The organism is Alkanindiges illinoisensis (assembly GCF_004377485.1).
Classification (GTDB): domain Bacteria; phylum Pseudomonadota; class Gammaproteobacteria; order Pseudomonadales; family Moraxellaceae; genus Alkanindiges; species Alkanindiges illinoisensis_A.
In genome coordinates, this window is record NZ_SNTY01000047.1 from 124,845 (window position 1) to 151,384 (window position 26,540).

A 26,540-nucleotide genomic window follows, 5' to 3' on the forward strand; every position below is an offset into this window, starting at 1 on the left:
CGCAAGGAGCTGTTATATGGATGGAGCCTGATCCTGAGCAAATTTAAAGCCATTTCACTATGTTCGTATTGCGGCATATATCTCATCTAAACGCAGCGTAAGGGTATACGGTGCTAGACTATTAGCCCAGCGCCATATGATGGACTACTTAAACTGCCGAGGCTTAAAATTCATTTCGGGCTTTTTATCCTTAAGCCGGGCAATCTTACTGTTCTCCCCCAAAATCAGCTTAAACTGCCACAGCTTTTCAAGGCGTAAGGCACGTTTTGGCGCATGAGCCATTGCATCCAGCACGCGCTTGCCTGCCAGCAAGGCATCAGGTGAACGCTGAATCAGTTCTTCGGCCAATTGCATGGCTTGTGTCACTGGGTCTGTATTTAAGTGTGTCACCAAACCAATTTCTTTCGCATAATTGCCATCAAAAATACGTCCGGTTAAGGTGAGTTCCTTGGCCAGATCCAGTGGAATAATATCCTTAATAGAACGGGTCAGGCCCATATCCGGTACCAGACCCCAGCGGCTCTCCATAATAGACAGCTTGCAGTCCGGGTGGCAAATGCGAATATCTGCGCCCAGCGCCAGTTGCATGCCAGCACCCAAACAATGACCATGCAGGGCAGCAATCACTGGGACGGGTAAGGTTTGCCAGATCAGGTTGGCTTTTTGAAAAATGCTTTGTCCGGGCTTTAGCAATTCCCACCCGGCATACGCCATGTTTTTGGGATTATTCAAATCACTTAAGTCAATCCCGGCGCTAAATGCTTCACCCTGACCGGACAGGATCACTACGCGGATGCTTTTGTCTTTTTTGATTTTCTTGGCGGTGTGCACCAGTTCATGCAGCATAGCAAAGCTCATGGCATTGCGTTTTTCGGGGCGGTTTAACTGGACGTGGGCAATTTCGCCAATCCGGGTTAGGCTTACCAGTGCCATGATTTACCTCATCTGTTGTATGTGGCCTGATCATACGGCCTAACTGTTTTAAAAAGTTGACTATTGGGTCAGGAGGGTGGGTATGAATTGCCAGTTCAACCCGGATTCAGGATTTTTTGTGCTTCGCTGTCCAGATCAGTCATGGCCTCCACCAGTTGCTGGTAGTACATCTCGACATCTTCGATAAAGCTGTCATTAATAGCTACACCAGATTTGCGCTGATCTGCCAGCAGTTTCTCAAAAGCGCGACTTAGTGCTTGCAGGGTCGGCAAGCCAATATAGCGGGTAGCGCCATATAGGCGGTGAGTGCGCTGTTCAAGCTCGGCATAATCCTGTTTGTCCATTAAGACTTTAAGCAGGGTTTTTTCTTCGGCAAAACTGGATACCAGCATTTGCAATAGCTCAGTGGCAAGGTCAGCTTTGCCATTGGATAGCTTAATACTTTCTGGCCAGTCCAGAATGTGCGACTGCAATTCCTGCTGCATGGCGCCACTGACTGGCTTGTAAAATTCTTCAGGGGAAAAATCATCCGGATAAAAGTTGCTGCTAGAGGCAGAAATAGTGCTCTCGTCTGATGGAAAAGCTGAATCATGATCTGCTGTTAGATAGCCTGCTGTCGGATAATCTGCTGCCAGATAGTCTGGTGTATGGTTGGACTGCTCTGATTTGTGATGCGGGTTTGTCCACTGCTTAAGGATGCGCACCAACTGGTCAATCTGGATGGGCTTACTGACATAGTCATTCATGCCCGAGGCGAGCAGGTTTTCCTTTTCATCATTTAAGGCATGGGCAGTCAGGGCAATAATCGGTAAAGGCTGGTTGGTGTTCCATTCCTGTTCCAGCAGCCGGATGGCTTGTGTGGCTTCCAAGCCGGACATGCGTGGCATTTGAATATCCATAAATACCAGATCAAATGGCGCGCGGCCCTGTTCATGGCGCAGGGTTAGTACTTCAATGGCTTCAATACCGCTGTGTGCATTGGTCACTTCTACGCCCAGATCGTTCAGCAAGGCTTCCAGTACCATCAGGTTGGGCAGGTGATCATCTACCGCCAGGATGTGCAAGCCCTGTCCGGAAAATTCCGGCTGACTACGGCTAAACAGCTGTTCATGCTGCAACATGGCAATCAGTGCAGAGCGGCTCATGGGTTCATACAGGGCGACGGCGTCATAGCGCTTGAGGATGTCGGGATCAATGGCCATCTGGTAGCCATACACTGCCAGTGCCCCGTAGTAGCGGGTACGGATTTCACGCAATAAGGCTTCGGTATCACCGCCGCTATCAACAATCACCCAGCTATGCGCATGGCGCTGGGCTTCAAACGGGATCAGGCGGCCAAACAGGTCAGGAATCGATTGGGCTTCCTGCTGCTGTGCCTCAAGCTGGCTTAAATAGCCACGCAATACATTGGCACTGGCCGGATGCTGAATGCAGGACAAAATATTCCAGTCATCAAGACTGGGCCATGACATTTCATCACCTGCCACTTTGCCCAGTTGTACGGTAAACCAGAACGTGGCGCCCTTGTCGGTGGGGTGGCGTTCCTGATTGTCCTCAAAGCCAATTTTGCCCTGCATCAGTTGCACCAGCTGGCGTGAAATAGCAAGACCAAGGCCTGTGCCGCCATATTGCCGGGTGACGGAAGGATCACCTTGCGAAAAGGATTCAAACAGGCGCTTGCGGTCTGCACCGGACAAGCCAATGCCACTGTCCTGCACCGAGATATGCACTAGATGCTGGTCGTCAACACTGTCTTCCAGCCGTGCCCGCACAATAATGTCACCATCCGGGGTAAACTTGATGGCATTACTCACCAGATTGGTCAGGATCTGTTTAAAGCGCAAGGCATCGCCATTCACCTGTCTGGGCATGTCTTCATAATAATAGACTGCCATGTCAATTTTTTTCTCACAGGCCAGTGGCGACAACATGTCAATTACATCAAACACTGCCTGTTCCAGATCAAATGGTGCCTGTTCCAGCACCAGCTTGCCTGCATCAATCTTGGAAAAATCCAGCACATCGTTCACCAGTGCCAGCAAATGCGCCGATGATTTTTGAATGGTTTGAATATAAATGGTTTGCTGGTCGGACAGGTTGCCCTTGCGTGCCATCAAATTAACAAAGCCGTCAATACTGTTCAGGGGCGTGCGCAGCTCGTGGCTGATGTTGGCTAGAAACACGGATTTGGCCTGATTGGCGGTAATGGCCTGATCGCGTGCCTTGCGATAGGTGATATTCTGGATTTCCAGCGCATCCAGCGTCTTGCGCAAGTCATCTTCGGTTTGTTCGGTGTGCTGGCGCAACTCTTCAAAGCTTTCATGCAGGCGGCGCAACAGGGTCACCAGATCAACCTGCAACAGCCGCAGCTCTCCCGTGCCATTAATTTGAATATCCTGCCCCAGCGTGTCAGCGCTTAGCCGTTGCAGTTGCAGGCGAATTTCATAAATGGGTGAAATCCAGCGTCTTGAATAAAAATTCAGGCACAGCAATAGCAACAACAGCGTCAGTAATCCGGTAATAGCCAGCACCAGCCATACCCGGTAACGCGCCAGTTGCAGTGGCTTGTTGTCCATGTCCACCACCAGCCACACCGGCCCGTCGCTGGTATAACCCGCGCGCAGGCCATAGGTGGTGCCAATGTCAGAATGCAGTGGGCCAAAGGTTTCCCGGTGCGCCTCAAACACGGGCCATGCCAGATTGCTGCCATAACCAAAAGAAATGCGCGGACGGCCTTCACGGTCAATCATGGCCACACGCAGCAAATTGGATTCATTTAGCATGTTTTGCAAAATGGATCGGATTTTTTCATGTTGCTGCGGCTGGTCCAGCAGCAGATTCAGGCGCTGTGCGGTGGGCTGGTAGCGCGCCAGAATGGCAAATGCCGCATTGCGCTGTTCGGCACGTGAGGAGCGCGCGGTTTCTATTAATACCAGACTGGCGCCCACACAGGATAAAATCATAATGGGCAAAAAGATTAGCGCAATCAGTTGCCCGTAGGCATTGGTGATGCGTAAGCGGTGATACCAGCGCAGGCGTTGTACAGACATGGCATTAATAGGCTTGGGTTTTGACCGAGTATAAAAGGAAATCCTGCAAATTCACATGCTTTGCAGTGATTCCGACTGTAATCTATCGTCTTGCTCAAGCCCTGCCATAATCGCTGTATTGCAGATCGCCACTGGAGAATCTGAGAGAAGGTCGTGCAGCAGGCCAGCTTTTTCATTACAATAGGCGCACTTTTGGGCAGGTGATGCAAAATGGCCGATTTGAATAACACAATGATTAATCCTGATCCGCACGCCTTGGACCACTATGTGGGCAACACGCCACTGGTGCGCTTGCAGCGTCTGGCCAATCATACCGCTGCCAGTGTGTATGCCAAGCTGGAAGGTAATAATCCAGCCGGATCGGTGAAGGATCGTCCAGCCTACAACATGATCATGCAGGCCGAACGCCGTGGCGACATCAAGCCCGGTGATACCCTGATTGAAGCCACCAGTGGCAATACTGGCATTGCGCTGGCGATGGTGGCTGCCATGCGCGGTTACAAGATGATCCTGATTATGCCGGATAACATGAGTCAGGAACGCAAGGACGCCATGGCTGCCTATGGTGCAGAACTGATTGAAGTGCCGGCCAAGACTGCCGGGATGGAAGGGGCGCGTGACCTGGCACTGCAAATGCAAAGCGAGGGCAAGGGACTGGTGCTTAACCAGTTTGGCAACCCGGATAATAGCGCTGCGCATTACCTGACTACTGGCCCTGAAATCTGGCAACAAACTGATGGCAAAATTACCCATTTTGTCAGTTCCATGGGCACTACCGGCACCATCATGGGCGTGGCCAAATATCTGAAGGAAAAAAATCCCGATATTCAGATTATTGGCCTGCAACCTTCTGAAGGCGCTGCCATCGCTGGAATTCGTCGCTGGCCCAAGGAATATTTACCGACCATTTTTGATCCATCGCTGGTGGATCGCACCATGGATATTCCACAGCTTGAAGCTGAAAAAACCATGCGTCAGCTTGCGCGGCAGGAAGGCATTTTTGCTGGCGTGTCCTCTGGCGGTGCCGCATGGGCCGCCATCAAGATTGCTGAAGCCATTTCTCAGGAACAGCCAGATGCGGTGATTGTCTGCATTATTTGTGACCGCGGTGACCGTTACCTGTCCACTGGCCTATTTTCCGTGGCGGATTAAACAGGGCAGGCTTATATAGATGAGCCGGGTTGCTGATTAGGGAAGATTTTTATGCAGATGGGTTTGTCATGCTAAACCTGCCGGTGCTGGTATTTGATATTGAAACTATTCCAGATGTGCGCTCCGGTTCGCGCCTGTATGGGCTGGATTTGCCGGATGATGATACCGTACTGGCTATGAATAATATCCGGCGACAGGAAAGCAATAGTGATTTTCCACGCCTGCCATTGCATGAAATTGTATGCATTTCCTGTCTTTGGGTAGAAGACGGGCATATCAAGCTGTTTTCATTTTGTCAGGAAAGCATGAGCGAGCAGGAAATTATCAAGCGCTTCCTCTCCGTGTTTGACAAGCATTTCCCCACGCTGGTGAGCTGGAATGGCAGTGCGTTTGATTTGCCCGTGCTGATTTTGCGTGCCATGCATTATGGCTTGAGCGCGCAGGGTTTGCTGGATCAGGGCGACTTTAATCAGGCACGCCGCTACGACAACTACCAGAACCGTTACCAGCATCGCCATACCGACCTGATGGATTGTCTGGCACTGTTTAACGCCCGTAACTTTCAACGACTGGATGAGCTGGCGCTGTTTCTGGGTTTTCCCGGCAAGCAAGGCCATAGCGGCTACCATGTGCATGACTACGTGAAAACTCAGGACTGGAAAGTGCTGTGTCAGTATTGCGAAAGTGATGTGATCAACACCTGGCTGATTTACCTGCGCTGGCAATTGCTGCGGGGGCATTTAAGTCTGGATGAACACCAGCACTGGATTAAATTCACCCATGACTATATTGACGAGCAGTTGCCCGGCCAGCATGAGTTTCTGGCCAACTGGCAGAACAATGCCAAACTGACGCCCTTTAATCCGCTTTGCTAATTCTTAGCTTCATTAACCGCCTATATTTTTTTAGCCAGCTAAGGCTTGTATGTTAAAGCCTGTTTGCCAGTCAGAATGATCGTTTTGAGATAGATACATGAGACATCAGCGTGAAAAACAACACCAGCAACCGTCGTTGACCTTTAACATCGAAGCGTTAAGTCATGAAGGCCGTGGCATTAGCCATTATGCTCAGCAAGAAGGCCATCCCACTGATAAGAATGGAAAAAAGGTGTTTGTGGCGTTTGCTTTACCCGGTGAAACCGTTACGGCTAAAGTGCATGAAATCCATAAAAAATACGAAGAAGCCGATTGCGAAATGGTATTGGCTAATCCATCGCCAGACCGGATTGAGCCAGTTTGTCCGCATTTTGGCATTTGTGGCGGTTGTAGCTTGCAACACATGCATCCGGACGCGCAAATCCGCTTTAAGCAGGATGTACTGACCTCGCATTTTCAGCATTTTGGTGGGCTGGAACCCGAACAATGGTTGCCTCCCTTGCGTTCAACCCGCACCGATTACCGGCGTAAAGCACGGCTTGGTGTGCGCTGGGTGGCTAAAAAAAACCGCATCTTGGTCGGTTTTCGCGAGCGCAAAAGCAGCTATCTGACGGACTTGAATGTTTGCAAGGTACTGGATGCGCAAATTGGCGAGCGACTTGAGCAGCTCAAGCAACTGCTGACTGGCCTTGCTGGCCGTGAACACATTTCCCAACTGGAAATGGCCATTGGCGATGAGATTGCAAATGTTACGGCTGATAGGCAGGTAATTGACAACAAATCGGTAGCCATGATTGTGCGTCACCTCAAGCCATTGATTAATAGCGATGTGCAACAATTACTGGCGTTTGCCCGCGAAGTTAACTGGCAACTGTATTTACAACCTGAAGGCTATGACAGCGTACACCGTATCGACCAGCCGGATGCCCCCATACGCCTGTATTATGAGTTGCCGGATTTTAATGTGCGATTTGCCTTTTCACCGCTGGATTTTACCCAGATCAATTGTGACATTAACCGGCAAATGGTCACTCTGGCCTGCGATTTGCTTAACTTAAAACAAGGCGAACGGGTGCTGGACCTGTTTTGTGGTTTAGGTAACTTTTCATTGCCACTGGCACGCCGGGTTGGCCCGAATGGTCTGGTGGTTGGCGTGGAAGGCAACGCCGAGATGGTGGCGCGTGGTTTTGAAAATGCTGCATTAAATGGCATGAGCAACCTTGAATTTTACGCGCAGGACCTCACAAAGGATTTTTCACACCAGCCGTGGGCCGTGCAGGGTTTTGACGCCCTGCTGATTGATCCGCCACGCTCTGGTGCTGAAGAAGTCATGCATTATTTACCAAAATTTAATGCCAGACGAATTGTTTATGTCTCGTGTAATCCAGCCACCTTGGCGCGTGATGCAGGTATACTGGCGCAGTCGGGTTACCGCATGAAAAAGGCGGGGGTTATGGATATGTTTACCCACACCGGACATGTGGAATCGATTGCCCTGTTTGAAAAAAGCTAGGCGCGACAAGTTGGGTTTGAACGGCTTTAGGTCATTTGACCGTTGAAAAGCACAATGGGAGTGTAGCATGGTCACCGTACGCGAAGAGTTGCCCAGACGGCTAGACGATGCTGATGTTGCTCAATCTGACGAACTGTCCTTTGGCGAGATTGATCTGGAAATCTGGCTGGAACGCTTGCGTACCCAGCTGGATGATACCGATTTAAGCCAGCTTTCCAGTGCCTGCCATCTGGTGATGGAGCGCACACTGGCACAGAAAAAAGCCCATCGCTCCAATGCATTTTCAACCGGCGTCGGCATGACCGATATTCTGGCGCATCTGAAAGTTGATGAAGACACGTTGGTTGCAGCCCTGCTGTATCGCAGTGTGCGCGAAGATATAATTAATCTTGATGAAGTCTTAAGCCTGTTTGGCGAACACGTGGCCTTGCTGGTTAAGGGCACACTGGCCATGGGTCGCCTGTCTGACCTGATTGAAAACAATAAGAGACTGGAAGACCATTTTGAAAATAACCAGCGCGAGCATCTAACCGGCATCTACAAGATGCTGATTTCAGTCACTGAAGATGTGCGTGTGGTGCTGATCAAGCTGGCCGAACGAACCTTTGCCCTGCGTGAGTTGTCGAGTGCCTCGCGTGAACGCCAGGAGCGCGTGGGCCGCGAAATTTTATCCATTTATGCGCCGCTTGCGCATCGTCTGGGGATTGCCCAGCTCAAGTGGGAACTAGAAGACCTGGCATTTCGCTATTTGTCACCCGAGCGCTACAAGGAAATTGCCACCCTGCTGAATGAAAAGCGGCTGGAACGTGAGCAATATATTCAGAATGTCACCCGGCAGCTTAAAACCGAACTGGCTGCACAGGGCATTACGGCGGAAGTCACTGGCCGGGCCAAGCATATTTATTCGATTTACCGAAAAATGCGTAGCAAGGCCTTAAGCTTTGACCAGCTTTATGATATTCGCGCTTTACGGGTGCTGGTCGACACCGTGCCCGAGTGCTATCACAGCCTTGGCATCGTGCATCAACTGTGGCGTCATATTCCCAACCAGTTTGATGACTATATTACCAATCCTAAGGCCAATGGCTACCGTTCGCTGCACACGGCCGTGATTGCCGAGCACAAGTCGCTGGAAGTGCAAATTCGCACCTTTACCATGCACCATGAGGCTGAGCTTGGGGTGTGCTCGCACTTCAATTATAAGGAAGGCACCAAGCGCACCGACCAATCCTTTAACCATCGCCTGCATTCATTGCGTGCCGTGCTGGAGCATTATCAGGACCGGCTGGAGGATGAGGATTCCAATCAGGATCCGAACATCGATGATATTGAGCAGTTGCAGGATATTGACGGGTTCGAGCAGATTTATGTGTTCACCCGCGATGGTGATATCAAGGAACTGCCGCGCGATTCCACCGTACTGGATTTTGCCTATCATGTGCATACCGAGGTGGGCAACCATTGCTATGCGGCGCGGGTTAACCAGCGCTATGTGCCATTAACCTATCGCTTAAAAACCGGCGAGCAGGTTGAAATCCTTACCAAACGTGATCGTGAACCCAACCGCGACTGGCTGGTTAATTCGCTGGGTTACATTACCACTTCGCGCGCGCGTGACAAGCTGCGCCACTGGTTTCGCCAGCAGGATCGCAGCAAGAATCTGGAAATTGGCCGGGATATTTTAAACAAGGAACTGTCACGGCTGGCAGTCCATCCCAAAAGTATTGACCTGAGCGATTATTGTCAGGTGTTTAATGTCAAATCCGGCGATGACGTGCTGATTGGACTGGTGACTGGCGATATTGGCCTACATCAGCTCATGAACCAGATTAACCGGCAAATGCGCATTGATCAGGATGAGCCGGAGCTGGTACTCAAACCCGCCTTGAATCCGCGTGCCAGCCATACCTTGTCAGCGCATGGCATCCTGATTGATGGCCTGGATAATGTCGAGTTGCATGTGGCGCAGTGCTGTCAGCCCGTGCATGGTGAAGCCATTGGTGGCTATATTACCCTAAACCGGGGCGTTAGCATTCATAAGCTGACCTGTCCGGAATATGGCCGCATGATCAATCATGAACCCGAACGCGCCATTGAAGCGGACTGGGAAATGCAGCCAACCCGGGGGCAGAGCGTGCAAATTGTGGTGGAAGCCTATGATCGCCGTGGTTTGCTCAAGGATTTAACCCAGGTTATTTTTGCTGATCATATCAATATCCGTCAGGTAAATACTATTTCCGAGGCTGACGGTATTGCCAATATGAAATTATCCATTGAAGTCAAAGGATTGGCGCAATTATCGCGCTTATTGGCACGGCTGGAGCAGCAACCGGGCATTATCAGTGCACGCCGTCTGGTGCTGGGTAATGCATAAGCTTGATCAAGAACCTTGATTAAAAAATGCGCTAATTTAAACACTGTTGTGGATAACTTCTGAGTTATCGACAGCAGCATAGCTCTAATAATTTCAGAGAAAATAATTCACAAGACAAAAAAATAGCCCGGACAAGCTGGGCTATTTTTTAATTTCACGTTTTACTTTATTTGCACTTCTTATGCTTTTGATAGACTTTGATGGTTTCAAGGTCAGCGTTATATTTTTTAGCCAGCGCCAGTTGAAGGTCAGGATTCATGCTGTCTTCTACTTCACCACTACCAGCAAACTGTTGGGCCGCCTGTGCATATTCCCCAGTTTTACCGCCTTTGCTGGCCAGTAAGCCACCCAGCGCGCCAATCGTGCCACTCACTTTCTTTTGTTGCTGGTAACTGGCATCTTTGCTTAAGCTGTCAATTTGCTTCAGGTTGGCATTCACTACATCCAGCTCACGTTTATTGCTAAGCGCGGTAATTTCCAGTGTTGGGCAGTCCATTGCCGCAACAGTTGCAGTAGACAGGGGCGTAACATCATGCACAGCAGCTTCTGCTGGGGCCGCCGTGGTGGTTGTGGTTTTGCCAGTAGCAGAAGCAGCTACCTGAGTAACTGCATTTAAAGTATCAAACAAGCCTGCATAAGCGGGCAGACTTGCAGCAAGGGCTGAAGCAATTAATAATTGACGTAACATAGTGATTCACCTTTATAAATATTCTACCTTGACCGGATAGTTGTAATGGTCGAGGCGCGGCGATTAAAGGGAATCCCCTGTTAATTGTCAATAAAAAACTGTTTTTAGAATAAAAAATAGCTTTATGGTGAAGTAAGGCTGAATCTAAACCAAAACATGCAAGTTTTACTACAGAGTTTTTCCAGACGCGATTCGCATTCCCTGATTAATAAAAGAAGGACGAGTTAAGAACATTTCTTATGTTTTTGATAAATTCGAATGTTGTCCAGATCCGTCATGTATTTTTTACCTAAAGCCAATTGGGTATCCAAGTCCAGATCCGGTGAAGTAGCACCAGCATTACCCAGTTGCTGAGCCGCCTGTGCATATTCCCCGGTTTTACCGCCCTTACTGGCCAACAAACTACCCAGTGCGCCAATGGCACTGCTGGCTGCTTTTTGTTGCTGGTACTGCGGGTTATTATTCAGGCTATCAATTTGCTGGATATTGGCTTTAACCAGTTCCAGTTCACGGGTGCCATTCAGGGCAGCAACTTCCAGCGCTGGGCAATCCATCTGGGACAATGTGCTGGTAGAAATCGGTGTGGTTGAGCTGGTGGTTGTCGGTGTAGACGGAGTAGCATTGGTTGTAACTTTGCCTGAACTGCTCACATTGGCCGCAATCTGGCTAACTGCATTTAAAGTATCAAAAAGGCCAGCATGTGCAGTAGTAACCCCTAAGCTTAACGTGGTAGCAAGTAAAAATAGACGCATGATGCGCTCCTGAATAGGCAAAGCTATCGTTGTGATTATTAGTTTTCAATGTATTGAAATTTAAAATATTAGTCAATTAAAACTAGCCGCGCGTCAGCCACTGGTTTACCTTTTCGTTCAGAAGTTGCGGGCTTAAGCGCGACAGGGTAAACATCAGCTTGGCAGGCAGGCCCACTGGCCAATGCACCAGTGCCAGCGCAGGCGATGCAGTAGCGGCCTTATAGACCGTATTGGCCACATCATGGGCAGTCAGGTGAATCCCCATCCGCTTGATGCTGGCGGCATTCATATTGGTGACCATGCCGGTTTGTACAAACAGCGGCATAATATCCATTACCCGGATGCCATAGGGATGCCATTCAATATTGAGGGCTTCAGTCAGGCCACGCACGGCAAACTTGCTGGATGAGTAACTGGCCAGACCAGCCTGTCCATAAATCGCAGAGGCTGAGGACAGATTAATCACACACGCGCCTTTGGTTTGCTGTAAATAGGGCAATGCACTATGGCAGCCATTCATCACACCCTGCACATTGACGCTTAGCGTTTTGGCATGCTGTGCCAGTGGGGTTTGTTCAAAAGGCCCGGAAAATAAAATGCCTGCATTGTTTAATAACACATCCAGCCGGCCCGCCCATGCAAAAAAACCAGCCAGGGCTTCTTGCCATGCTTCAGGGTAAGTAACATCCAGCCAACCGGTCAACACCTGATCCTGCGGATGCTGGGCGGCTGCCACCTGTAGCGCACTGACATCAAGGTCATACATGCCAACACGCCAGCCTTTGTTCAAAAAAAACTGTGCTGTTGCTGCGCCAATCCCAGCGCCAGCACCGGTAATGAAAATGGCTTTGCTCATGGCCATACTCCTAAACATCCATTTAATCGGGTTTGATATTGTGCAGCCAGACACTTTTTGTGTTTAATGCCTAGGTCAATTAATGTGGTGTGAATCAGAACAAATGTCAACCTATCAGCTTGATGACCTGTTGCATATCATGCAGCGCTTGCGCAATGAGTGCCCGTGGGACAAGGCACAGACCCCCAAAAGCCTGACCCGCTATGCGATTGAGGAGGCTTATGAGGTTGAGGCTGCCATTCAGGCGGGACATATTACGGATATTCGCGATGAGCTGGGTGACTTGCTGCTACAGGTGGTGTTTCAGGCGCAACTGTTTAGTGAGCCTGCATTTGGCAAAGATCAGCCCTTTAATTTTAGTGATGTGGTGAATGGCTTGGCACACAAGCTGATCCGCCGTCATCCGCATGTATTTAGCGAAGCCAGTGCAACCAGCCAGACTGAAGTGAATCAGCTATGGGAGCAGGTGAAGCAAACCGAGCGGGTAAATGAAGGTAAAAGTGCGCGCCGCCGTCTGGATGAGGTCAAGCCGGGGCCAGCGCTGATGCAGGCACAGGATTTGCAAAAGCAGGCAGCTAAACTGGGCTTTGACTGGCCGGATGTGCAGGGTGCTAAGCAGAAGCTCAATGAAGAACTGGCTGAGCTGGAGCAGGCTATCTGTGAACAGGATAGTGCGCAGATTGCAGATGAACTGGGCGACTGCTTTTTTGCCCTGATCAATGTGGCACGCAAGCTCAATGTTCAGAGTGAAACGGCTTTATTGGGCACAATCGCCAAATTCCGCCAGCGGTTTGCCTATATTGAAGACCAACTGGCTGCACAGGGGATAACGCCCGAGCAAAGCAATTTGCACGACATGGATATCCTGTGGGAACAGGCCAAGATTCACCTGAAAAAGTAATTCATTAAAAGAATCAAGCCTGATTATTTGATTTTGGTTTTTATAACTGAATTTTCCAAACCGAATTTTAAAAACAGCATGTGAAAACAACAGTGAAAGAGAGCAATGATGAACAAAAAATTCTATCAATCAAACCATGACGGGGCTAAGTTATTAACGTGGCTGGGCTTAGTACTGCTAGGGCTGCTCAGTATGATTAACCCGGTACAGGCCGATCCGCCACGTGAATTGCACACCAGCTTTGATGAATATGCGCGCCAGCAACAGCAGCATGACCAAAATCTGGCCCAGCAGCGTACCGCAACCCGCAAAACGGCAATAAGTCCTGATGCGGTAACCAATAGCACTACGGGTAAAAATCCTGTAGCAAGCAAAACTGCAACGGCTGGCAAAAAGTCTGCCTCACAGAAAAGTAGCACGCCAATCAATATCAACACCGCCGATGAAAGCAGCCTGAGTAATACGCTGGTGGGTGTTGGCCCGGCAAAAGCCAAAGCCATTGTGGCGTACCGGCAGCAAAATGGTAAATTCAAACAGCCAGAAGATTTGCTGGCTGTGAAGGGAATTGGTCCAGCCACCCTTGAGAAAAACCGTGACCGGATTCGTCTTAACTAACGGATATTTCGCAGGCGCTTGGCTTTGATCCATGTAGTGGTAATGCTGGCCAGCGCTTGCCCGTTAAGAAAAAAAACCCAAGCATAATTGCTCATTACCGGGCAACAGGCTATTATCAGCCGCATTCTTAGTTGTTGCATTTGCCTTTAGGAGCCTGCCGTCTGTGCAAACTTTGCGCGCGTCTGACTATGGTTTATCAATTGCCTTATTGTCACCGGCCATTGTGGAAGTTATCGACACCCTGACCAAAGCAGGATATGAAGCCTACATTGTTGGTGGAAGTGTCCGTGATTTGCTGCTGGGCTTGCATCCCAAGGATTTTGATGCGGTGACTAATGCCACCCCGTCCCAGATCCGTGAAACCTTTGGCCGCCGTTGCCGCATTATTGGCCGTCGCTTTGAGCTGGCGCATGTATTTATTGGGCGTGACATGATTGAGGTGGCGACATTCCGCGCCCCACCACGCCAAGCCCAGACCAGTGCCAGTGGCATGGTGCTGCGTGACAACGCGTGGGGCACTATTCAGCAGGATTATGCACGACGCGATTTTTCCATTAATACCCTGTATTACAATCCACAAAAAAACATGTTGCTGGATTTTTGCCATGCGCTGGACGATATCCGGGATAAGAAACTGCGCCTACTGGGTGATCCGGTGCAACGCTTTGAGGAAGATCCAGTGCGCATGTTGCGTGTACTGCGCTTTGCGGCCAAGCTGAACTTTAGCATTGACCAGCCCATCCTTAATATCCTGATTCCGGACATGACCGTGCTGCTGCGCGAAGTGTCGCCGCACCGGTTGTATGACGAAAGCCAGAAAATGTTTAGTGCTGGCCATCTCACTGAATTATTGCCACTACTGATTAAGCATCATATCTGGTCGCAATTATTTGCTGATGTGCCACAACAGGTCACATCGTTTATTGAGCGGGCTGCGGTTAATACCGATCAGCGCATCAAGCAGGGCAAGAGCATTAATCCGGCATTTTTCTATGCGGTGCTGCTGTGGGAAGCGTACTTAAAACGCCTGCAACAATTAAAAGATAAAGGCTTGCCTGACGTGGAAGCCCGTACCCAGGCGGGTATGGATGTATTGCGGCGTCAGGCCCTGAGAACGGCTATTCCGCGTTATTCGGAAAACTTTATTCGGGAAGTCTGGGAAATGCAGCCCCGGCTGATTGAGCCCAGAACCCGGCAGATTCCAGCGTTGGCCACGCATGCCCGGTTTCGCGCGGCCTATGACTTTGTATATTTGCGTGAACAGTCCGGTGATACGGGTACCCGGGGCATGGGGCAGTGGTGGCATGATTATCAGGAACTGGGTACAGATGACAAAGAGCGCGCCATTCAGAAATATAATCGCCAGCTCATCCGTGACAAGCGCAAACGGGTTGCTGAAGGCCAGCTGATTGATGACCACAATACCGATAATGCTGACGACACCGATGAAGTGATTTTGTCCGTGCCTGAGCTGGCATCTACCCGCCCAGCCGCGCGCCGTCGTGCCGCAAGAAATACCGAAGTTGCGCAAGCTATTGATGATTCGCTAGATCATGCGGTTATTGCGGCCGGTAAAACGCTGCAAAATGCCAATCATCCGATTACCCGCCGTCGCCGCAAGCCGCGTGAACATTTTCAGGTGGAAATGGGCCGCAACAAATGAGTGACGCCGCAAATCCGCTGGTGTATATCGGACTGGGCAGTAATCTGTCCAATCAACGTGGTGATTCCAGACAGATTTTGCAGCAGGCCGTGCAGGCGTTAAAGAAGCTGGCCTCTGACCCGGTTCAGGTGTCGGGCTTATACCTGAGCAAACCCATGGGGCCACAAGACCAGCCGGATTATTTCAATGCGGTGGCACGATTTAAAACCCGGCTCACTGCGCCTGAGTTACTAACTGCACTACAGCAGATTGAGCAAGAGGCTGGACGCATTCGCCAGCGCCGCTGGGGTGAGCGAACGCTGGATCTGGATATTTTATTATATGGCGATCACGCGATCCATTCACCGGATTTGACCATTCCGCATGTGGGTATCCTGCAGCGTAATTTTGTGGTGATGCCCTTACTGGATCTTGATGCACAATTAAAAATTGGTACAGTGTCGTTAAAAACGAGTCCTGTTGCACAGCAGGCTGAGGGTATCTGCCAGATTGCCGATTCATCCTGGCCAGATTGCTAATGACCCGGATGGTTTCATCCTCAACCATCAGCCGTTAAGCTGAGCCACCGTTACCGCAGCATGGCAGTCATATGCGGTTATTTTCCTATCTGGCCACGGAGAACATCTCATGATTAGTCTAAGCAAATTGCAACAGTATAAGGCAGAAGGTACCCGGTTTTCCTGCCTGACCTGCTATGACGCAACCATGGCCAAGGCAATGGAAGTGGCGCAGATTGATACCATCCTGATTGGTGATTCACTGGGAATGACCATTCAGGGCCATGACTCCACGCTGCCGGTTACAGTACAGGATATGGCCTACCATACCCGTGCCGTGCGTCGCGGCAACCAGCACGCCCTGATTATTGCCGACCTGCCGTTTATGAGTTATAGCACCTTGCCCGAAGCCATTGATTCGGCACGTCAGGTGATGCAGGCCGGGGCACAAATGATCAAGATTGAAGGCGGTGCATGGCTGGCTGATACCGTGCGGGTACTGGCGCAGGGCGGGGTGCCAACCTGTGTGCATCTGGGGTTAACACCGCAATCTGTCAATGTGTTTGGCGGTTACAAGGTACAGGCCAAAACCCGTAGTGCTGCCGACCAGCTGCTGGCCGATTGCGAAGCCGTGGTAGAGGCGGGCGCTGTCATGCTATTGCTAGAATGCGTTCCGGTTCAGGCGGCTCAGGAAGTACAAGCACGTTTTGGAGTACCCGTCATTGGTATTGGTGCGGGTTTGCATTGCGATGGCCAGGTACTGGTGATGCAGGACATGCTGGGTCTGACCTTTGGCAAATCAGCGCGTTTTGTACGCAACTTTTTACAAGATCAGCAGGGCGAAAACCCAATTGTTGAGGCCTTTAAAAGCTACCATCAGGCGGTTCGCGAAGGAACCTATCCAGCGCCTGAGCATACCTTTCAGATTGAACTATAAATTTAAGCCGTCGGTGGATTTCCAGAATTAAAGCAAATTAACCTGACGGCAACACCGAAATAGGATTCGAACCCTTAACAAGCCTTTGTTTATACATCGCCATCAAAATTAGCCAAAAAGTGACAGAGTTATAAAAAATGAGAACTGAAGTAACCCTGCAAGGCCTACAGGCTGCGCTAAGTCCGGTACGTCTGGCTCGCAAGAGCATTGGTTTTGTGCCCACCATGGGTAATCTGCATCAGGGTCATATTGCCCTGGTTCGGGAAGCCAAAAAATACTGCGATGTGGTGGTGGTCAGTATTTTTGTCAATCCTACCCAGTTTGGGGCAGGTGAGGACTTTGAAAAATATCCACGCACGCTGGAAGCGGATAGCCAGTTACTGGCTGATGCGGGCTGCGATATGATTTTTGCGCCCAGTGTGCAGCAGGTGTACGGCAACAAGCCACAGCTGACCACCGTACAGGTTGATGATATTGCCAATGACTTATGTGGCAAAAGCCGTCCCGGACATTTTACCGGTGTAGCCACGGTAGTCACCAAGCTGTTTAACATGGTACAGCCCAATGCTGCATTTTTTGGTGAAAAGGACTGGCAGCAACTGGCAGTTATTCGTCATCTCACCACGGATCTGTGTTTTTCCATTGATATTATTGGCGTGCCGATTGTGCGTGACGAAAATGGCCTGGCCTTGAGTTCGCGTAACGGCTATCTGTCTTCTGAGGAAAAACAAACGGCTATCCAGATTTATCAGACCCTGAAAATGGTGGAGCAGGACATTAAATCGGGACAAACTGACTTGGATGCCATTTTGCAGCGTGGTCGTGACTATCTGGCAAGCAAGGGTTTTGTAGTGGACTATCTGGAAGCCCGTACGCCCGACCTGAAACCGGTAACTGACAGCCAGCAGGATATGGTCATTCTGGCAGCCGCCAAGCTGGGCAGTACGCGCCTGATTGATAACCTGCATATTAAGGGTATTCACTAAATCAATAACCGAAACCACACACTGAATCTAAACACTGAATCTACATACTGTGCGCATAGTTTCGTAGTTAGATAGACCTTGCCTGCAAATAGTGAAATATCAGTTGTTTAAGTATCAGGGGGAAGGGTGAAAAGACTACTTATTGTATCCGGGCGTTCCGGTTCAGGGAAAAGTTCTGCGCTGCACATTCTGGAAGATATTGGCTATTACAGTATTGATAATTTGCCATTATCCCTGTTGCCGGAAATTGTGGCCAAGCTGGATCAGGAAAACCACCTGGATATGCTTGCGCTGGGCGTAGATGTACGTACGCCGCGCTCTGACCTGATGGAATTTGAATCCATTTTAGAGCAGCTTAAAGCACATGGCGAAGTTGAGGTACTGTTTTTAAATGCACGTGATGATGTGCTGCTGGCACGTTTTGGCGCAACCCGTCGCCGTCATCCGCTGGCTGATCGCTATAGCACCTTGCAGGAAGCATTGGTTGCCGAGGAAGCCCTGCTGGCACCGGTTGCCAACCGCGCTACCCTGACACTGGATACCAGCAGCCTGAATGTGCATGAGTTGAAACAAACCCTGACCGTCAAAATGGGTCAGGGCGACCAGATGATTCTGATTTTGCAATCATTTGGCTACAAGCATGGGATTCCACTGGACGCTGATTTTGTCTTTGATGTGCGCCATTTACCAAATCCGCACTGGCAAGCCGCACTGCGTCCCAAAACAGGCCTTGATAAAGACGTGCAAGATTTTTTAGGTTCTGATAAAAATGTAAATGGAATGTTTGATGACATTTATCAATTTCTAAGCAAATGGATGCCGGTATTTGCCGAAAGCCATCGACATTACCTGACCGTTGCCATTGGCTGCACAGGCGGACAGCACCGGTCTGTTTATCTGGTAAACAGACTCAGCGACGCGCTTAAGCTACAATGGCCTACCCAAACCTTGCATCGAGAAATGAAGCACTGGTCATGATAGATACCACCATAGATGTCATTAACAAACTAGGTTTACATGCACGCGCCTCGGGGCGCCTGATTGAAGTCACCACCCGCTATCGTTCCGATATCCAGCTGGGTCGTGGCAATAACCTGATTGATGCCAAAAATATCATGTCATTACTCATGCTGGGTGCAGGTAAGGGAAGCACCTTACGTTTAGTGATTAACGGTCCAGATGAAGACAAAGCCTTTGAGGCGATTCGTGACTTGTTTGCCGCCCGTTTTATGGAGGCAGAATAGCCCATGCCCTACAAAAATGCATCACGCAAGACCATTGAAGAAGAATGGGAAGCTCTTGATGGCAGGCCCAGCAAGACCGAGCAGAAAAAAGCCGTACAGCGTTTTGCTGCCTTGGGCGAGCAACTGGCAACTTTGTCTGCCAACCAGATTAAGAAACTGCCCATTGATGAGGCATTAAAAGATGCCCTGCTACAGTTAGGGCAGATTACATCCTTCGAGGCGCGGCGACGACATTTTCAGCGCATTGGCAAGCTATTGCGCAATGAAGACGAAAGTGTGCTCATGGCAGCGCTATCACCACGGCAGGGTGCCAAAAAACAGGCACAACTAATGCGCTGGATTGACCGCTTGCTGGAACAGGGTGATCAGGCCGTTAACGATTTTGTGCGCCAGTATCATGCTGCAGAACGGCATACTCTGCGTCAGCATATCCTGCGTTTACAGCGTGATATAACCCAGAATAGTGATGAAAGTACTCAGCAGCAATCACGGCAAAAACTGCTTAATTATGTCCAGCAGGTTGCCCTGCTATCTGATGAAAGCAAATAAAGCCTCCAAAAAACAATGGACTGCATTTTTCATTTGTACGACTTGAAAGGGTTGTCCATTTTTGTACTGATGAAGCAGGCCTTAGTTGCATAAATCTCGTATAATCCCTTAAATTTTTTAGGGAATATCGTATGAGCTTACCTGCCTGTCCCCAATGCCAGTCCATTTATACTTATGAAGATGGAAGCCAACTGATTTGCCCTGAATGTGCCCATGAGTGGAGCGCCACTGATACAGCCACTGCTGATGAAGTTCTACCGATTAAAGATGCCAATGGTAATCTACTGAGTGATGGCGATACTGTAACTGTCATTAAAGACCTGAAAGTTAAAGGCTCATCGCTGGTGGTGAAGGTTGGCACCAAGGTTAAGAATATTCGCTTGCTACCGGATGCAAGTGATGGTCATGATATAGACTGCAAGATTGATGGCATTGGCGCCATGAAGCTAAAGTCCGAATTTGTTAAAAAGGCCTGATGGCTTTTGGTTCCGGCTGTCTGCTTTGATGAGCCTGACGCCGGAATAAGTTAACAAATGGGTCTTCTTCAAAAATGCTGCATGCAAAAACACAACAAATACAGATTGTTATTTTAGTTAAGGCACAATCAGTTAAAACATAAAATGATACGTGAGAAATTCCATGGTAACGCTAACCACTGAAGAACAAGACAGTTTAACGGCAGCCCGTGATCGCATCCAACTGGATTTGCAGACTGTTCTGGATCAGCAATTATTGCCATCACCGCTTAAAGAAGCCGTACACCATGCGGTCATGCTGGGCGGCAAACGGATTCGCCCTGCGCTCACGTATGCCACTGCCATCATGCATGAACCCATTCTTAATGTTGCAGCACGACGTGCAGCGGTAGCAGTAGAGCTGATTCATTGCTATTCACTGGTGCATGATGACTTGCCGTGTATGGATGATGATGAGTTGCGTCGTGGTCAGCCCACTTGTCATAAGGTGTTTGGTGAAGCGACAGCCTTGCTGGCAGGGGATGTGCTGCAAACCATGGCCTTTGAAGTACTCAATAGTAATTATTTCTCACAGGATATTGAGAAAACTCCACGTGACATGGCAGTGAGCGGCCAGCAATCGTATGTGCTGGCACAAGCGGCAAACCGCATGGTACAGGGTCAGATTCTGGATTTAAGTGCAGAAAACAAAACCATTAGCGAACTGGATCTGGAAACCATTCACCTGAACAAAACTGGTGCGCTCATTCAGGCTGCCATTGGTATGGGCGCACTTAGTGTTGGCATTGAAATGCGCGATTCTTTGTATAGCCAACTGATCGAATTTGGCGGGTTTTTAGGGCTAGCCTATCAGGTGCAGGATGACATTCTGGATGTGACTGCCAGTACAGAAGCATTGGGCAAAACGGCTGGCCTTGACCAGCGTAACCAGAAAGCCACTTACCCATCTATTATTGGACTGGATAAAGCCACTGCATTGGCACAGGATTTACACCAGCGCGCCTTTATTGCTTTAAAGAGCTTGCCTTATAGCGCCAAGGACATAGAACCGTTGGAAGGAATTGCCCGTTTTTTACTTAACCGTGAGCAATAATCACCTGTTGTAACCTTGCTAAAACCCATAAAAAAACTACCTGACACAGGTAGTTTTTTTTGTCGTCCTATTTGCTTTGAACTATAAAATAGAAAATCAGGGTTTGCCAATAAAGCCGCGTAAGGTATTCAGCAAGTCGGCAGGCAATACCACGGTTTTACTATTTGGCGATTTGGAAATTTCCTGCATGGCTTTGACATATTGCTCACCCAGAATATAGGTTACTGGCAGTTCTTTTTCGCCAATTGCTGATGACACCAGATCAATGGCTTCCTGACTGGCCTTGGCCAATACCACCTGCGCCTCAGCATCCCGGCGCGAGGCTTCAAGACGACCTTCCGCTTCCAGAATGGCAGCCTGTTTTTCACCATCGGCGCGGGTCACAGTAGCACGGCGCTGGCGTTCTGCCGCAGCTTGGGCTTCCATCGCCTGCTGCATGGTCGAGGATGGGCGGATATCCTGAATTTCCACAGTTTTAAGCATAATGCCCCAGTCCGAAATATCATCAGAAATCGCAGTTTTCAACTTGGCTTTAATGTGATCGCGTGAAGACAGGGCATCATCCAGATCCATTTCACCCACGATGGAGCGCAGTGAGGTCTGTACCAGATTTTGAATTGCCCAAGTATAGTTTTCAATGCCATATACGGCTTTTTCCGGGGTCACCAGATTGATGTATGCCACGGCATTCATGATCAGCACCGCATTATCACGGGTAATGACTTCCTGCGAGGGAATATCCAGCACAATATCCTTGGTGGTGACTTTATAGGCCACTTCATCCACATAAGGAATCACAAAGTTAAGTCCTGGATTCAGCGTGCCATGATATTTACCCAGCCGCTGTACAATCCATTTATTGCCTTGCGGCACCAGTCGTACCCCTTTGGCAATGGTCACTGCGACAAATACCAGCAGCACCAGCACCACTATAAAACTGCCTGACATCATTATTCTCCTTGTTATTAACCCTTTACAAAAGCCTGATTTTTGGTAACGACCAGTTCATTACCCAGTATTTCAACCACCGTAACCCGATCTCCCACAGCCAGTTCCTGTTGCGAGCGGCAGCGCCATTCATCAGCCCCTAGCAGCGGAATGGCAAAACGCACCACACCGGTATGTTCAACCAGCGGCACAGCAATAATGATACCCACTTGCCCCAGCATCGCTTCACGGGCAAGGCCAGCCTTGGTTTTATCGCGTGATAAGGGTTTAAGAAACCTGAACCACAGTACCGTAAAACCAATTGACAGAAGAATCCAGCTTATCAACTGGACTTCGGTGCCTAGGCCCGGAAATATCCAGAGCAGTACGGCTACCACACAGGCTGCCACACCAAACCAGAGTGCGGTAAATGAAGGAAGAAAAATTTCAAAGATAATTAAGGCGAGTCCCAAAACCATCCAGTGCCAGGGTTGAAGGATCAAATCCATGGTTTTCTCCTGCCTGCTGTTTACCTTATTATTTTGATCATACCGCAAGCCGCCATTGTTTGGGCGGCTATACGATAAAATAAGTTAAAAAAGCAGTCTGGCTTAATCTTTTATTTTTATTGAAATTACTGCTTAAAAACCTAGCGGGTGATAGTTTGCCGGGCACGGGCAGACTGCTTGAACTGCTGGATTTTCAGGTCAATGGCCGCCAGTTGTGCCTGTGCTGCCCGTTCACCTTCCAGAATGCTTTGATGACGGGATTTCAAGTCCATCACGCCCAGATTGCCCACCGCAGGCTTAATCACCACATCGGCTTGTGCCAGTTCCTGATTAATGCTTTGCTGACCCATAATATTCAGGGTTTGATCCAGCAAGCCCCATAAGTTAGTCGATTGGCCCGCTTTGGGACGGGCTGAAATATCAATGGCAATGACAATATCAGCGCCCATGTCGCGGGCTGTTTGTACTGGAATTGGACTAACCAGCCCACCATCCACATAACGTTTGCCAGCAATCGTGGCAGGCACAAATACGTTGGGAATACTGCAAGAGGCACGTACTGCTTGACCTGCATTACCCCGGTTGAATGCGACCTTTTGTCCATTATCCAGTTGGGTGGCAATTGCTGCAAAGCGGATCGGGAATTGCTGGATGGGGCGGTTGCCCACATTTTTATTGACATAATCCTGAAGTTTCTGGCCAGTAATAAAGCCTTGTTTGCTAATAGTCAAATCACGGATGTCGGCTTCTTCAAGCTGTAATGCCAGCTCCTGTAGCTGAAAAGGGGTCTTGCCACTGGCATACAGGCTGCCCACAAAACTGCCTGCACTGGTTCCGGTCACAATTTTTGGCTTAATGCCATGCGATTCCAGTACCTTAATGGCACCAATATGAGCAAAACCCTTGGCACCACCACCGCCTAGCGCCAGCGCAATCACAGGTTCGCGTACTTTAACCACTGGGGTAGTAGGGGTCACTGTTTTGCTGCTTTTATCGCAGCCAGCCAATACGACACAGCTTAATATCAACAGAAAAAAACGATTCAAATAGGAATTTAAAGACAGCATAAGTGCAAACAGGTGCTTAAAATAAAGCCGATATCATAAAAGCCTATTGCATAAAGACAAGCGCAATTTTGTCATTTGATACCTGCTTTATCTTCATGATTACCGTTATTTTGACAAGCTTTAAATAACCCATTTATCTTGCCTTCTATATCCTAAAAAGTCCGGCTACCTATCATAAAAGCAGTGGTTGAAAAAAACTTTTACCAAACAGCATTGCAAATGAAAACACTTCTCATTTATTATACCACTTCACAAAACCTGCAAACTGTGCAGGGGAGCAGGTAGCTCGGTATTGCAACTAGGCAATATAGTCAAGGGATGGTGTACATCAGGCACGTTTTATTGAAAAGTCCTCGCGGATGAGTAATTGTTTATGACTGCAATGATTCAGGCAGACACAACACCAGCAAAGCAAAACAGCACCAAGCCCCGTGCATGGGGAACAATTGCTGTGGTACTGCTGGCGCATGTGGCCGTATTGGCTGCGCTAGCGACCATGAAGCCTATCACGCTTAAAATGCCTGAAACGCCAAAACCGGTGGAAGTTCGTTTTATCCAGCTTGAACAGCCAAAACCCAAGCCGCCTGAGCCAAAACCGCCCAAGCCGGAACCCAAGCCAAAGCCCAAAGAAGTCAAGGTGGTTAAGCAGCAGCCTAAACCCTTGCCCAAACCCAAGCCAGTGCTGGCAACCCCGACTGTTTCCGAGCGGCCACAGCCAGTGATTGCACCGCAGCCTGAGCCTTTACCCGAACCGGTAAAGCCTGTGGTTCCCGAGCCAGCACCTGTGCCACAACCGGTTGCCAAGCCAGAACCTAAGCCGCAACCCGCAGTATCATCTGAACCCAAGGTAGTTGATGGCGTAAGTTATATTCGTAGGCCAAACCTTTCTCTTACTGAGAGTGAATATCGCAGGATAACTGGACCAGTAAAAGTAAAAATTTGGATAGGCACGACTGGTAAAGTTGAAAATGTAGAGTTAATTAATTCTTGTGGCAATTCTACTGTTGATAAAAGAGTAATCCGTGAAATGAAGCGTGCTTTATTTACGCCATCTAGAGAAAACGGTGTACCAGTAGTTGCTATCAACTATCAGGTTTTTGATTTTAAGCCCCCTTCTAATTAAGGAGCACCCGCTCATGAATTTTTCAATCTACTGGCAACATGCCGATGCCATCAGTAAGACCCTGTACTTTGTTTTACTGGCCATGTCGATTGCAACGTGGTGCATTTTTATCCTACGTGTGATGGCAACCCGTCAAGCCAAAAACACCGCAGTGCGTGCATTGACCCAATCAGTTGATGACCTGAAAGGCAGATTTTCTGCATTAAGTACCGAACAGCGCAAAGTAGTGGCCGAGCAGGCTTTGTTACAGCAAATGGCCCGTAGCCGGGTTGATATTGAGCGTGGTTTGCCAGTGCTGGGCACCATTGCTTCAATTGCACCATTTGTGGGCTTGTTTGGTACAGTCTGGGGCATTTTTCACGCGCTGGTGGCGATTGGTAACAGTGGACAAGCCGGGTTGGCACAGGTTGCTGCGCCTGTAGGTGAATCATTGATTATGACAGGCCTTGGTTTGGCCGTGGCAATTCCTGCGGTACTGGCCTATAACATTTGCACCCGCATGAACCGTGTCCTAACGCATGAGCTGCATGACAAGGCGCATAGCGTACTAATCGAAAACCTGTTGCCCGGTGCAACCACTCAGGAAGCGACTCAGGCACATAAAGCAACAGCCAGCTCACTGGTTGGAGGGCAGGCCTAAATGTCCTTTAATCTGGGAGAAGAAAACGAACAGGGCATGAATGAGATGAACCTCATTCCCCTGATTGATATTATGCTGGTGCTGATGATTATCTTTCTGGTAACGGCCACTGTCATGAATCCCAGTATTCCGCTGACACTGCCCAAAACTGATGCATCAACACCGCCGCAACCGCCGGAAATTGTATCGGTCAATATTAATGCACAAGGGCAGGTATACTGGAATCAGGATGCAGTTAGTCTTGATCAACTGGCCGAACGAATGAATGGGGCAGCCCAGCAGGCCAAAAAGCCATCATTGCAAATCCGTGCTGATAAAGATGCCCGTTATGACACGGTGGCACAAGTCATGGCACGTGCCAGCAAGGCTGGTTTAAGTGATCTGGCGTTTGTCAGTGAAGCGCCTGCATCCTGATAGCTGTCAAAGTAACCTAAAAACTAACAGCATCTGTTTGCAAAACGTGGCCTGAACATAGGGTCTAGGCCGCGTCTTTTTAAGTGATTTAATTTTTTGGCAAATAATTAATAAATAGACCTCTTTCATAAATCATTTTTTGCTCAGTTCCAAGTTGTAGATTCCAGCGATTAAATTGAATCTCAAACCAAGCCTTTTACCTCTATTTCGATAACGCTCAGCAAAGATTTTGAAGGTTTTCAGGCTGCCAAATACATGCTCAATCCCTATTCTTCTTTTATTGATTTCTTGATTATAGATTTTCAATTCAGGATCCAATTTACAGTGTCTTTTGGCTTTTAATGGCAACAGGCTATTCGGATACAACACATAAATCCCCTGATAGCCTTTATCTGCAAGGATAAAAGCCCCAAAAGGAATCTGGTTTAAATTGCGTTTGAACAACTCGAAATCATGCACTGCACCGCGACTGGTACATAAACTCAGAATTTGCTGAGTTTTGTAGTGAATCATGGCCTGTACTTTAAAGGTATGGGTCTTTTTCTTGCCGCTATAGCTTTTCTTCTGTTTTTTTAGGCCTTTGGATTGGAATTTCCGTGGCATCCACGATCACAACATTCCAGTCGATGCCTTCGCCCTCGGGTAAATCTTTGGGTAAATTAAACAGATTGGACCGAATCAGGCAGTCTTCAACATGACGGACAAT

General features: G+C 49.0%; 27 protein-coding genes. 18 read left to right on the forward strand and 9 right to left on the reverse strand.

Translation table 11 applies throughout. The annotated features are described in order from the left end of the window. Positions 1 to 144: 144 nt before the first annotated feature. Positions 145 to 933, reverse strand: coding sequence for a crotonase/enoyl-CoA hydratase family protein (locus E2B99_RS10880; RefSeq protein WP_134244961.1), 789 nt, complete (start codon positions 931 to 933; stop codon positions 145 to 147). Positions 934 to 1,028: 95 nt separating this feature from the next. Then, positions 1,029 to 3,983 (reverse strand): ATP-binding protein, encoded by a 2,955-nt coding sequence (locus tag E2B99_RS10885; protein WP_134244962.1) that lies wholly within the window; start codon positions 3,981 to 3,983, stop codon positions 1,029 to 1,031. 231 nt (positions 3,984 to 4,214) lie between these two features. On the opposite strand from E2B99_RS10885, the gene cysM reads away from it, so the two are divergent. The 4 genes from cysM (at position 4,215) to E2B99_RS10905 (ending at position 9,897) form a co-directional block, all read left to right on the forward strand. Continuing rightward, positions 4,215 to 5,135, forward strand: a complete 921-nt coding sequence (gene cysM, locus E2B99_RS10890; protein WP_134244996.1) for a cysteine synthase CysM — start codon at positions 4,215 to 4,217, stop codon at positions 5,133 to 5,135. A gap of 68 nt (positions 5,136 to 5,203) precedes the next feature. Beyond that, complete coding sequence (locus tag E2B99_RS10895; protein WP_134244963.1) at positions 5,204 to 6,010, forward strand: 3'-5' exonuclease; 807 nt, start codon at positions 5,204 to 5,206, stop codon at positions 6,008 to 6,010. A gap of 97 nt (positions 6,011 to 6,107) precedes the next feature. Next, positions 6,108 to 7,523: a 23S rRNA (uracil(1939)-C(5))-methyltransferase RlmD gene (gene rlmD, locus E2B99_RS10900; RefSeq protein WP_134244964.1), complete on the forward strand. Its 1,416-nt coding sequence runs from the start codon at positions 6,108 to 6,110 to the stop codon at positions 7,521 to 7,523. A 67-nt stretch (positions 7,524 to 7,590) separates the two neighbouring features. Further along, entirely contained in the window at positions 7,591 to 9,897 is a 2,307-nt protein-coding gene (locus E2B99_RS10905; RefSeq protein ID WP_134244965.1) for a RelA/SpoT family protein, read from the forward strand. A gap of 166 nt (positions 9,898 to 10,063) precedes the next feature. Here the strand turns inward: E2B99_RS10905 and E2B99_RS10910 are convergent, their stop codons facing one another. From E2B99_RS10910 to E2B99_RS10920, 3 genes are all read right to left on the reverse strand, one after another. After that, positions 10,064 to 10,585, reverse strand: a complete 522-nt coding sequence (locus tag E2B99_RS10910) for a hypothetical protein (protein WP_134244966.1) — start codon at positions 10,583 to 10,585, stop codon at positions 10,064 to 10,066. A 224-nt stretch (positions 10,586 to 10,809) separates the two neighbouring features. After that, a complete protein-coding gene (locus tag E2B99_RS10915) occupies positions 10,810 to 11,337 on the reverse strand; it encodes a hypothetical protein (RefSeq protein ID WP_134244967.1) in 528 nt (175 codons plus the stop codon). A gap of 82 nt (positions 11,338 to 11,419) precedes the next feature. Further along, complete coding sequence (locus E2B99_RS10920; protein WP_134244968.1) at positions 11,420 to 12,193, reverse strand: SDR family oxidoreductase; 774 nt, start codon at positions 12,191 to 12,193, stop codon at positions 11,420 to 11,422. 103 nt (positions 12,194 to 12,296) lie between these two features. Between E2B99_RS10920 and mazG the strand changes: the two genes are divergently transcribed. The 11 genes from mazG to E2B99_RS10975 all read left to right on the forward strand — a co-directional run bounded on the left by mazG (position 12,297) and on the right by E2B99_RS10975 (position 21,154). Beyond that, positions 12,297 to 13,094, forward strand: a complete 798-nt coding sequence (gene mazG, locus E2B99_RS10925; RefSeq protein ID WP_134244969.1) for a nucleoside triphosphate pyrophosphohydrolase — start codon at positions 12,297 to 12,299, stop codon at positions 13,092 to 13,094. A 105-nt stretch (positions 13,095 to 13,199) separates the two neighbouring features. Next, complete coding sequence (locus tag E2B99_RS10930; RefSeq protein WP_240687810.1) at positions 13,200 to 13,709, forward strand: helix-hairpin-helix domain-containing protein; 510 nt, start codon at positions 13,200 to 13,202, stop codon at positions 13,707 to 13,709. A gap of 163 nt (positions 13,710 to 13,872) precedes the next feature. Then, entirely contained in the window at positions 13,873 to 15,372 is a 1,500-nt protein-coding gene (pcnB, locus tag E2B99_RS10935; RefSeq protein ID WP_134244970.1) for a polynucleotide adenylyltransferase PcnB, read from the forward strand. Then, entirely contained in the window at positions 15,369 to 15,890 is a 522-nt protein-coding gene (folK, locus tag E2B99_RS10940) for a 2-amino-4-hydroxy-6-hydroxymethyldihydropteridine diphosphokinase (RefSeq protein WP_134244971.1), read from the forward strand. The genes pcnB and folK overlap by 4 nt, the downstream gene beginning before the upstream one ends. Positions 15,891 to 15,999: 109 nt before the next feature. Beyond that, entirely contained in the window at positions 16,000 to 16,806 is an 807-nt protein-coding gene (gene panB / locus E2B99_RS10945; protein ID WP_134244972.1) for a 3-methyl-2-oxobutanoate hydroxymethyltransferase, read from the forward strand. Between the two features lie 137 nt (positions 16,807 to 16,943). Continuing rightward, entirely contained in the window at positions 16,944 to 17,792 is an 849-nt protein-coding gene (gene panC, locus E2B99_RS10950; RefSeq protein WP_134244973.1) for a pantoate--beta-alanine ligase, read from the forward strand. Positions 17,793 to 17,918: 126 nt separating this feature from the next. Then, the gene (gene rapZ, locus E2B99_RS10955) at positions 17,919 to 18,770 is read left to right on the forward strand and encodes an RNase adapter RapZ (protein ID WP_026471438.1); all 852 of its coding nucleotides are present in this window, start codon (positions 17,919 to 17,921) and stop codon (positions 18,768 to 18,770) included. Beyond that, positions 18,767 to 19,036: an HPr family phosphocarrier protein gene (locus tag E2B99_RS10960; protein ID WP_026471437.1), complete on the forward strand. Its 270-nt coding sequence runs from the start codon at positions 18,767 to 18,769 to the stop codon at positions 19,034 to 19,036. The genes rapZ and E2B99_RS10960 overlap by 4 nt, the downstream gene beginning before the upstream one ends. A 3-nt stretch (positions 19,037 to 19,039) precedes the next feature. Continuing rightward, positions 19,040 to 19,585 carry a ribosome biogenesis factor YjgA gene (gene yjgA / locus E2B99_RS10965; RefSeq protein ID WP_134244974.1) on the forward strand — a complete coding sequence of 182 codons (546 nt, stop codon included), beginning with the start codon at positions 19,040 to 19,042 and terminating at the stop codon, positions 19,583 to 19,585. A 131-nt stretch (positions 19,586 to 19,716) separates the two neighbouring features. Then, positions 19,717 to 20,061 carry a zinc ribbon domain-containing protein YjdM gene (locus E2B99_RS10970; RefSeq protein WP_134244975.1) on the forward strand — a complete coding sequence of 115 codons (345 nt, stop codon included), beginning with the start codon at positions 19,717 to 19,719 and terminating at the stop codon, positions 20,059 to 20,061. Between the two features lie 163 nt (positions 20,062 to 20,224). Continuing rightward, positions 20,225 to 21,154 carry a polyprenyl synthetase family protein gene (locus tag E2B99_RS10975; RefSeq protein WP_134244976.1) on the forward strand — a complete coding sequence of 310 codons (930 nt, stop codon included), beginning with the start codon at positions 20,225 to 20,227 and terminating at the stop codon, positions 21,152 to 21,154. A gap of 96 nt (positions 21,155 to 21,250) precedes the next feature. Here E2B99_RS10975 and E2B99_RS10980 read toward each other — a convergent pair whose 3' ends face one another. From E2B99_RS10980 to E2B99_RS10990, 3 genes are all read right to left on the reverse strand, one after another. Beyond that, entirely contained in the window at positions 21,251 to 22,102 is an 852-nt protein-coding gene (locus E2B99_RS10980; protein ID WP_134244998.1) for an SPFH domain-containing protein, read from the reverse strand. 17 nt (positions 22,103 to 22,119) lie between these two features. Further along, a complete protein-coding gene (locus tag E2B99_RS10985) occupies positions 22,120 to 22,590 on the reverse strand; it encodes an NfeD family protein (RefSeq protein WP_134244977.1) in 471 nt (156 codons plus the stop codon). 140 nt (positions 22,591 to 22,730) lie between these two features. Further along, complete coding sequence (locus E2B99_RS10990; protein WP_134244978.1) at positions 22,731 to 23,657, reverse strand: patatin-like phospholipase family protein; 927 nt, start codon at positions 23,655 to 23,657, stop codon at positions 22,731 to 22,733. A gap of 373 nt (positions 23,658 to 24,030) precedes the next feature. Between E2B99_RS10990 and E2B99_RS10995 the strand changes: the two genes are divergently transcribed. The 3 genes from E2B99_RS10995 to E2B99_RS11005 are packed head-to-tail and all read left to right on the forward strand — an operon-like array spanning position 24,031 to position 25,834. After that, positions 24,031 to 24,780 (forward strand): energy transducer TonB, encoded by a 750-nt coding sequence (locus E2B99_RS10995; RefSeq protein WP_134244979.1) that lies wholly within the window; start codon positions 24,031 to 24,033, stop codon positions 24,778 to 24,780. Positions 24,781 to 24,793: 13 nt separating this feature from the next. After that, complete coding sequence (locus E2B99_RS11000; RefSeq protein WP_134244980.1) at positions 24,794 to 25,420, forward strand: MotA/TolQ/ExbB proton channel family protein; 627 nt, start codon at positions 24,794 to 24,796, stop codon at positions 25,418 to 25,420. Then, on the forward strand, positions 25,421 to 25,834 hold the full coding sequence (locus tag E2B99_RS11005; protein ID WP_134244981.1) for an ExbD/TolR family protein: 414 nt from the start codon (positions 25,421 to 25,423) through the stop codon (positions 25,832 to 25,834). A gap of 132 nt (positions 25,835 to 25,966) precedes the next feature. On the opposite strand, the gene E2B99_RS11010 is transcribed toward E2B99_RS11005, so the two are convergent. Further along, complete coding sequence (locus E2B99_RS11010; RefSeq protein ID WP_134244982.1) at positions 25,967 to 26,437, reverse strand: transposase family protein; 471 nt, start codon at positions 26,435 to 26,437, stop codon at positions 25,967 to 25,969. Positions 26,438 to 26,540: the final 103 nt, after the last annotated feature.